This window comes from Verminephrobacter aporrectodeae subsp. tuberculatae At4 (assembly GCF_000193225.1).
GTDB lineage: Bacteria > Pseudomonadota > Gammaproteobacteria > Burkholderiales > Burkholderiaceae_C > Acidovorax > Acidovorax aporrectodeae.
The window spans coordinates 20986-28807 of sequence record NZ_AFAL01000370.1 but is presented as its reverse complement, the minus strand read 5'-3'; the positions used below and the strand labels follow the sequence as shown (position 1 = coordinate 28807).

The following is a 7822-nucleotide window of genomic DNA, read 5'->3' as shown; positions in this document are numbered from 1 at the left end:
TTGCGCGCGGCAATCTGCGCGTGGCACGCTTTGGTGTCGTAGGCGCCATCGCCGCCGACGATGTCAATCGGTGTTTCGCACGGAATCTGCTCAAGCAAATCGATCAGGGCCTCGCTGTCGCCCATCTCCTGGTGGGTCATCAGCGCCGCGCAAATCTGGCCGGTCCTTGTGTCCATCGCCAGATGGACCTTGCGCCAAGTGCGGCGCTTGGACCAGCCATGTGTGCGCACCTTCCATCAGCCCTCGCCGTAGAGCTTGAGGCCCGTGCTGTCAACGGCCAAGTGCAGTGGCTCATCCGGGCGCAGCGCGGGCAAGACGACTTGCAGGCTTTGAGCGAATCCTTGCAGCGCACGCAGCGGCAGATCAAACACCTGCTTGAGACTGAGCAAGCCTTGGATGACGGCGTTCGGGTAGACGATCGGGCGTGCGCGCCTGGAGACATCCGCAGCCGGTGCGGGCGTCAGAAGGTTCTTGTCGATCCACACCGCGATATCTCCTCTGGCAATCAGCCCGACGTTGTACTGCGCCCAGTTCCTGACACGGTAGGTCGCCTTGGGCTCGGCTCGTTGGCTGGTGTCTCTGCGCATGTTCCCTGGCAAATGGTCGGGGATGTACCCGGGCCGTGTCGCGACTGGCAGCAGCGCTTGCATCGCCGTTGTTGTGCGCACAAACATCAGCACACTATGTGGTTCGGGATTTATGCAACAACGCCGGTGCAGGTTGCAAATTTGCCTGGATGATCATATGGAGATGATGCCATGAACATTTCAAAGCTGACACACTGGTTGCGCATCGTGAACCCGCAAACCAGCTTGGGTGCCCATAACTCATATCGATTGACCACGGCCTCACGTCAGGCAATATGAATTAAAGCTATTGGATAAATTTCCCACGTTACATACAGGTTGCATATGCAAATATGGAGAAGAGGCAATACACCGATGTTACATCCAGAAATTATTGGTCATGTTCAGGTAATACTGGCCATGTGCATAGTCGGGAGCTCGGTTGCCGTCGGCAAAGTCGTTAGCGTCGAGGTGCCAGTGTTTTTGGCTTCGTTCATACGGTTTGCGGTCGCCTTGTTATTCATTGTGCCGCTAAACCGTATGTTGGCGGGGTCTTTGCGGTTGCCTCCACGCAAGGTGGCGTTGTTGCTTGGTGCGCAGGCGTTTTTCGGAATATTTTTGTTCTCGGTTTGCTTGTTGCTGGGTTTGAAGCGCACGGCAGCGGTCAATGCTGGTGTGATTTTTGGAATGCTGCCCGCGGTCAATGCCTTGTTGTCGGTGTGGCTGCTGCATGAAAAATTGAATCAGCGCTATGCGATTGGCATCGGTTTGTCGGTATTGGGTGCAGTGTTATTGGAGTTGCGCTCCGCCGACGGCGGCGGCTTCGGTGTGGGCGTGGTGGGTATGCTGCTGATCTTGTGCGCGGTGTTTTGCGAAGCGATGTTTTCGGTGATTGGCAAATTGTCCGGCTTAAGCTTGCCTGCCGTCACCGTCACCTGCTGGGTGATCTTGATCGGGGTAGCGCTGTTCATGCCCGGTGCGCTGTATGAAGCGGCATCATTCGATTTCCGCAGTATATCACCGAAGCTATGGTGGCTGTTGGCTTATTACGGGGTAGTGGTGACCGTAATCGGCTTCAGCCTGTTTTATGCGGGTCTGTCGAAAATCTCCGCTGTTGCTGCAGGAGTGCACATGGCCTTCGTGCCCTTGTCGGCGATGGCGATCGCCGTGCTGATTCTAGGTGAGGCATTCGGTTTGATCGATGCGTTGTCGTTGTCGTTGCTGTTGGTGTTGGCTGCACTATTTGTGATTGGACTCAAACCCGAGTCACCCGCACAGTCTTTAATCGAGAAGCCGTTGGCTTTCCTCAAGGAGTGGCAGAAATGGTTGAACAAAAATCAATAATCGAACAGTCTTCCGCATAGTATGGCGACCGGCATCGCTGGAAGATCCTGGGTTTAGGCGTTTTGGCAAACGCGAGTTTCGCTGCGGTGTTCCAGGGTTTGCCCACCACATCCGTGCTTATGCGGATGAATTACAACCTGTCGAACGATCAGCTGGGATTGGCACTCGGCCTGCTCGGCTTGGGGATTGCAGTCAGCGAAATACCCTGGGGGCTGCTGACCGACCGCTGGGGAGATAGGCGCGTGCTGCTGATTGGTCTGGGCGCAACATCTCTGATGTTATGCCTGTTCGCCCTATTCGGTTCGCCGACGCCCGCCCATGTTCCTGGCCCGTGGCAGTTGGCGCTGGGTTTGTTCATTGTCGGTTTGCTTGGCGGGAGCGTCAACGGATCGAGCGGCCGTGCGGTGATGTCATGGTTCAAGAATAACGAACAGGGCTTTGCCATGAGCATTCGGCAAATTGCCTACCCGTTGGGCGGGGGGATAGGGGCGTTGCTGCTGCCTATTGTCGCGTCGCGGTACGGCTTTGATGCGACGTTCGCGGTGTTGGCGTTCGGGGCCATTGTAGCGGCCGGCCTCACCTGGGTGTGGCTCCACGAGCCGCCCGAGAAACCCGGCCAAGAGGCTGGGGTCAAGAGGGAGGCAAGCAGCGTTGGGGAAACTGAGCACCGCGCCGAAGTGGCTCCCAGCCCATTGCGCGACCTGAAGATATGGCGGCTGATCGCCGCAATCGGTCTGTTCAGTGTCCCGCAGTTCGCCGTCATCACGTTCGCATCGATCTTCCTGCACGACGTCTGCAATGCCGGGATCTTCATGACCGCCAGTGTCATGATCGCCATTCAGTCGGGCGCAATCGTGGCGCGAATCTGGAGCGGACGCTGGACTGACAAGCATGGTAACCGGCCGTTCTATCTGATCCGGTGTAGCCTGCTGGTTGCCGTGTCCTTTGCGATCTTGGCGCTGTCCCTGTTCTTCATGGATCTGTTGCCCGTCGACAGTTCGATCAAGCTGGTGATCACTGCCGCGTTGCTCATCGTGTCTGGCATATGCGTGTCGGCCTGGACTGGTATCGCGAATGCGGAACTCGCCGTACAGGTAGGGATCCGTCGCGTCGGCACTGCATTGGGCATGTGCAATACAGCAGTCTATACAGCGTTGTTCGTCGCGCCGTACTTTACGCCAATCATTGCGAAATTGTGGTCGTGGCCTGCTGCGTGGTTAATGGCGAGCCTGTTTGCCCTTTCCGCCAACGTACTGTTCCGTCGTTCGAGAACGAGCTAAATATGAGCATGCTTCTCGTGAGCGACGTCGGATACGGTTACTCCACCTCCCTGTTCGAAGAAGTCAACCTGCGCATTGATCGCGCAGAAAAGGTGGGTATCGTCGGCATCAATGGGGCCGGCAAGTCAACCCTGGTTAAATGTCTGCGCGGCGAACTGGAAGTGACCCGCGGTTCGATAACCATGCAACGAGGCTTGAAGGTCGCGGTCCTGGATCAGCACACACCAGAATATCTTCTCGGATGCGGATTCAAGGAATGCGTAGCGACGGCGATTCCGCGGGATGAGATGGAAAGCCGCAGCTGGCAGATCAGCTATCTTCTCGATCAGCTCGAAGTTCCTGAGGCCATCCGCGAGCGTCCTATGGCGCAGCTGAGTGGTGGCTGGCAACGGTTCGCACTCCTGGCGCGTGCTTGGCTGGACGAACCTCAGCTTTGGGTTCTCGACGAACCGACAAACTTCCTGGACCTGGAGAAGATGGCAATGCTGGAACGGTGGATCGCCGATGCCGGTCGAGACACGCCGATGCTCATCGTCAGCCATGACCGGCGGTTCTTGGACAACGTCACTGAGCAAACCCTGTTCCTGCGCTCCTCAAACTCTCGGCTCTATCCGCACTCGTATTCCCGGGCCGTACAACTGCTGGCAGCAGACGACGCGGCAGCGGAGAGCCGACGAGAACGCGAACAGCAGCAGATCGACAGGTTGAAGCGGAGCGCTCACCACCTCCGACAGATAGGTAACAACAAGCACAGCGACACCGCGCTGAAGCGTTCGATGCAGCTTTCGAAGCGCGTGGAGCAACTGGAGAAGGTCTCGACCCCCATCCATCGTGAGGCAGCCCGAGACATTCGGCTTGCGAACCGCGGCACCCATGCGCAAGTCTTGGTCACCTTCGAGAATGTCGTCATTGCTTCGCCTCGCGGTGACCCGCTCATCCACATTCCCAAATTGGAGATCCGACAGGGCGAGCGCATCGCCGTGCTCGGTCGCAATGGAATTGGCAAGAGCCAGCTCATCGAGCGAATTCATCGAGCAATCTGCGACCGGGAAGAGGGAAAGGCTGGGGGCATTTCAGTCACACCCAGTGTCACGTATGGCTATCTGGACCAGATGCTCACACAGCTTCCTCACGGGTGCAGCGCAGCCAATTACGTAAATAGCTTGTTTGGCTTTCCGCTGAATCGCGTGACTTCGCTGCTGGTCGGCGCCGGATTCAAGCTCGACACCCACGACAGGGAAATCGCGACGTTGAGCGCCGGGCAGCGAGTGCGCTTGTTGCTCCTTGTCCTGCGACTCACGGAGCCGAACTTCTATTTGTTGGATGAACCCACCAATCACGTGGACATCGAAGGGCAGGAACAGCTGGAGTCGGAAATCATCGAGCACAAAGCCACGTGCGTGCTGGTGTCGCACGACCGGGAGTTCACTGAGCGGGTCGCTAATCGGTTCATCGCCGTTCGCAATCAGAGACTCGTAGAGCTCGAATCTGCGGCGTCTTTTTATCGCGAGATCGGAATCGCAACATGAGGAAGGGGATTTCCATGCAGACTGTCTGCATTCTGACGTGCGAACTTCCACTCGATGGTCCGCGGCTGAGCGTTTCGAGCGGAAAGTGGCCCATGGGCGCTCGGCGTACGACGCCCTGCCCACGGGGCGCGGCCGCTAGCTGAGCCGGTTCGCGTGCGGCGGATTGAATCGAATTGAAGAGGATGTCTCTGCCATGGTCGCGAATTTTTTGTGAGGTCGTCGATGAAAGCCAAGTTCACACACGGGTCCGTCACGCGACACCTCGTGCGCGTGACCCTCACGAATTCGATCAGTCTCTTGTCACTGTACGTGGTGGACATACTCGCTCTGTACTGGCTGGCTCGCGCCGGGGATCCGGATGCGATAGCGGGTGTGGGACTTGTGAGCGTCTGGCAGTTCATCGTGATCTCGCTGTGCCTGGGTCTATCGACCGCGGTGATGACGATCATGTCGCGCCAAGTGGGCGCCGGACAGCCCGATGCAGCGCGGACGGTCGCCTATGCCGGCGTGATCGGCATGCTCGCACTCACACTGATCGTCTCGCTTCTGTTACTGGCTTTTGCAGATCCGGCTTTGCGTTTTCTCGGTGCCGAGGCCAACGTCCTCGTATCTGCGGCCAAGTACCTGCGGATGCTGGCGCCAGCTTTCGTCGCCATGGCGCTGGGGCAGATCTGCATATACATTCTGCTCGCTCACGGCCAGAACAATCGGGCAATGATCGTAGTGCTCAGTGGCACTGCAGTGGCAGTTGCCATCGACCCGATCCTGATCGGGTACGCCGAGATGGGGCTGGCGGGCGCGGCGAGTTCGTACGCTGTCTCGAGGATGGTGGTTCTCGCCACCGGGATGTACTTCGTACTCATGCTGCAACTGATTCGTGCCGCTCCTGCCGCTGCTGTGCTGAAGCAACTGCGCAGCGCTTTCTTGCTCGCGCTCTCCACCGTACTGAGCAATATTGCACCGGGCGCGGCAGCAGCCTACGTCTTCAGCCGGATGGCGGGATTCGGTCCCGACGTCCTTGCCGGAGCCACCGTGGCTGATCGCGTGCTCCAGCTATCCTTTGGAACGTACTTCGCGTTGCCCAGCGCCATTGCGCCGATCCTGGGGCAGAACCTGGGGGCGCAACGGAACGACCGCGTGGTGGCAACCATCCGGTCGGGCGCTCTGTTGGTTCTGGCCTTCGGCTTGGTCTCCTCGTCGCTCCTCTACGCGTTTTCCGAGGCCATTGCGTCCGCCTTCCAACTGCAGCCCCCCGGGCATGACTTGGTCGTCCTGTTCTGCACAGTCGGCGGAATCAACTGGACTTTGATCGGACTTCAGTTCGTGGCGCTACCCGTCTTTAACGTCATGGGCAAACCGTTGTTCTCCGCGGTCGCCAATTGGACGCGTGCAAGCGTGGGTACTGTGCCGTTCGTTCTCTTCGGCGCTGCGCAATACGGGGCCAGCGGTGTGCTCGTCGGCCAGCTAGTCGGCAACGCGCTCGTGGCGATCTTGACCTTCGGTCTCTGTATCGGCTTCGCCAGATACCATATGACCGCTTGCTGTGCCTCCTGGCGGCAACGCAAGGGTTCGATCCTTCGGAGCTGATGGATGCTCTTCGGCGCAGCGCCGAGCACTTCAACACGGAACAAGAGGCAGCATGACGACGTCGCCCCGAAAGCTCGACCTCGGCTTGGCGCGCGAAGTGGTGGGCATGTCGCTGCCCCTGATGGGAACAATGGCCGGCAACCTCCTGATGATGCTGGTCGATCGCATCTGCCTCGCGCAGTATTCCAGCGATACCCTGGCGGCATCCGGCCCCGCGGTCTTCACCGCGATGACCGTCATCACCTTCCTTACGACGACCACCAATCTCTCCCGCTCGTGTGTTGCCCAGGCTTTCGGTCGTTCCGGAGAACCGGCCGCACGCGCCGAAGGCGTGCTGGGCATGCTCATCGCCGCAGGCCTCGGGGTGATCCTGCTGAGCCTCTCACCGCTGCTCGGCATGATTCCCTCGCTGAGCGACCGCCCGCCGGCCATTCGCGCCCTCGAATCGAGCTTCCTGGAGCTCTCCACGCTCTTCGGCGCCGTGATGGTGCTCAACGTGTCGATGTCTGCCTATTTCAACGGCATCGGAAAGACCAAGGTCTCGCTGTACGTTGGCCTGCTCGGCCAGGTCGTCGCCGCGCTGGCCATCTACGGGCTGGTGTTCGGCCGCTTCGGCCTGCCAGAACTCGGCATGCGCGGGTCCGCGCTGGGTACCCTCGTCGGTTCCGCTTCGATGCTGGTGTGCTATGTATGGCAACTGCCGCGCGGTTTCCTCCGGGATGGCCTGAGGCACTGGACGGATGCGGGTAGAGCGGCGCTGCGTGCGCAAGTTGGGCTCCGGCTGCGCCGCGGTTTCGCCTCGGGCACCGCTGCCGGTATGGACGAACTCGGCAACACCAGCTTCGTCTGGCTGGCCGCGGTCCTCGGGCCCATCGCGCTAACGGCAAACAATGTCAACCTCACGCTGAACTACTTGGCGATCATCCCCATCATCGGGCTGGGCATCGGCTGCAGCGTACTATGCAGCAACGCCATCGGCCGCAACGACTACGACCAGATCCCGCCCATCCTCAAGGTGACGCTGTTCATCGAAGGGGCGTATGTGCTCATCGTGAGCTTGGCGCAAGTGCTCGCGCCCACGATCCTGCTGCAGCCCTTCGGCCTCTCGAGCGATTCGCAGATCCTGAGCAGCGCCGTCGATACCACCCGCGTGCTGTGGACCTATTCCGCGTCCTTCGTCTTCTCCATGACGGGAGCGGCGGTGCTCGAGGGATTCGGAATGACGCGATTCATCCTGGTCACACGCATCGGCCTGATGTGGGGCCTCAGCCTGCCCTTGATCTACCTGGCCACGCACCACAACGCGGGCGATCCCGCATGGCTGCCGCGGATCTGGATTATCGGCTCGGTCTTCGAGTTCGCCATCGGCTGCGTCTATTTCTGGAACATCCGGCAAGCCATCAGAAAGCGCCTCAACTTCCTACAGGTTCAACATGCTACCTGAGACCGGCTCGCCACTGCCCGTTCGGCAATTTCCCGCCGTCACCGTCCTGCGGGATCAAGCAAAATAGGCCGA

Annotated in this window: 5 protein-coding genes and 1 pseudogene; 5 read left to right on the top strand and 1 reads right to left on the bottom strand. The window is 59.4% G+C overall.

Annotated elements, in window-relative coordinates; genetic code table 11:
* Window positions 1-587, bottom strand: a pseudogene (locus tag VTU_RS31295) (transposase); the annotation flags it as partial.
* A gap of 354 nt (window positions 588-941) precedes the next feature.
* Here VTU_RS31295 and VTU_RS26640 point away from each other — a divergent pair.
* From VTU_RS26640 to VTU_RS0108980, 5 genes are all read left to right on the top strand, one after another.
* Window positions 942-1910: a DMT family transporter gene (locus VTU_RS26640; RefSeq protein ID WP_010103435.1), complete on the top strand. Its 969-nt coding sequence runs from the start codon at window positions 942-944 to the stop codon at window positions 1908-1910.
* Between the two features lie 86 nt (window positions 1911-1996).
* Window positions 1997-3190, top strand: a complete 1194-nt coding sequence (locus VTU_RS0108995; protein ID WP_010103432.1) for an MFS transporter — start codon at window positions 1997-1999, stop codon at window positions 3188-3190.
* 2 nt (window positions 3191-3192) lie between these two features.
* Window positions 3193-4719, top strand: a complete 1527-nt coding sequence (locus VTU_RS0108990) for an ATP-binding cassette domain-containing protein (protein ID WP_010103431.1) — start codon at window positions 3193-3195, stop codon at window positions 4717-4719.
* Window positions 4720-4941: 222 nt separating this feature from the next.
* Window positions 4942-6306, top strand: a complete 1365-nt coding sequence (locus VTU_RS26635; protein ID WP_010103429.1) for an MATE family efflux transporter — start codon at window positions 4942-4944, stop codon at window positions 6304-6306.
* Window positions 6307-6358: 52 nt separating this feature from the next.
* Entirely contained in the window at window positions 6359-7750 is a 1392-nt protein-coding gene (locus VTU_RS0108980) for an MATE family efflux transporter (protein ID WP_010103427.1), read from the top strand.
* Window positions 7751-7822: the final 72 nt, after the last annotated feature.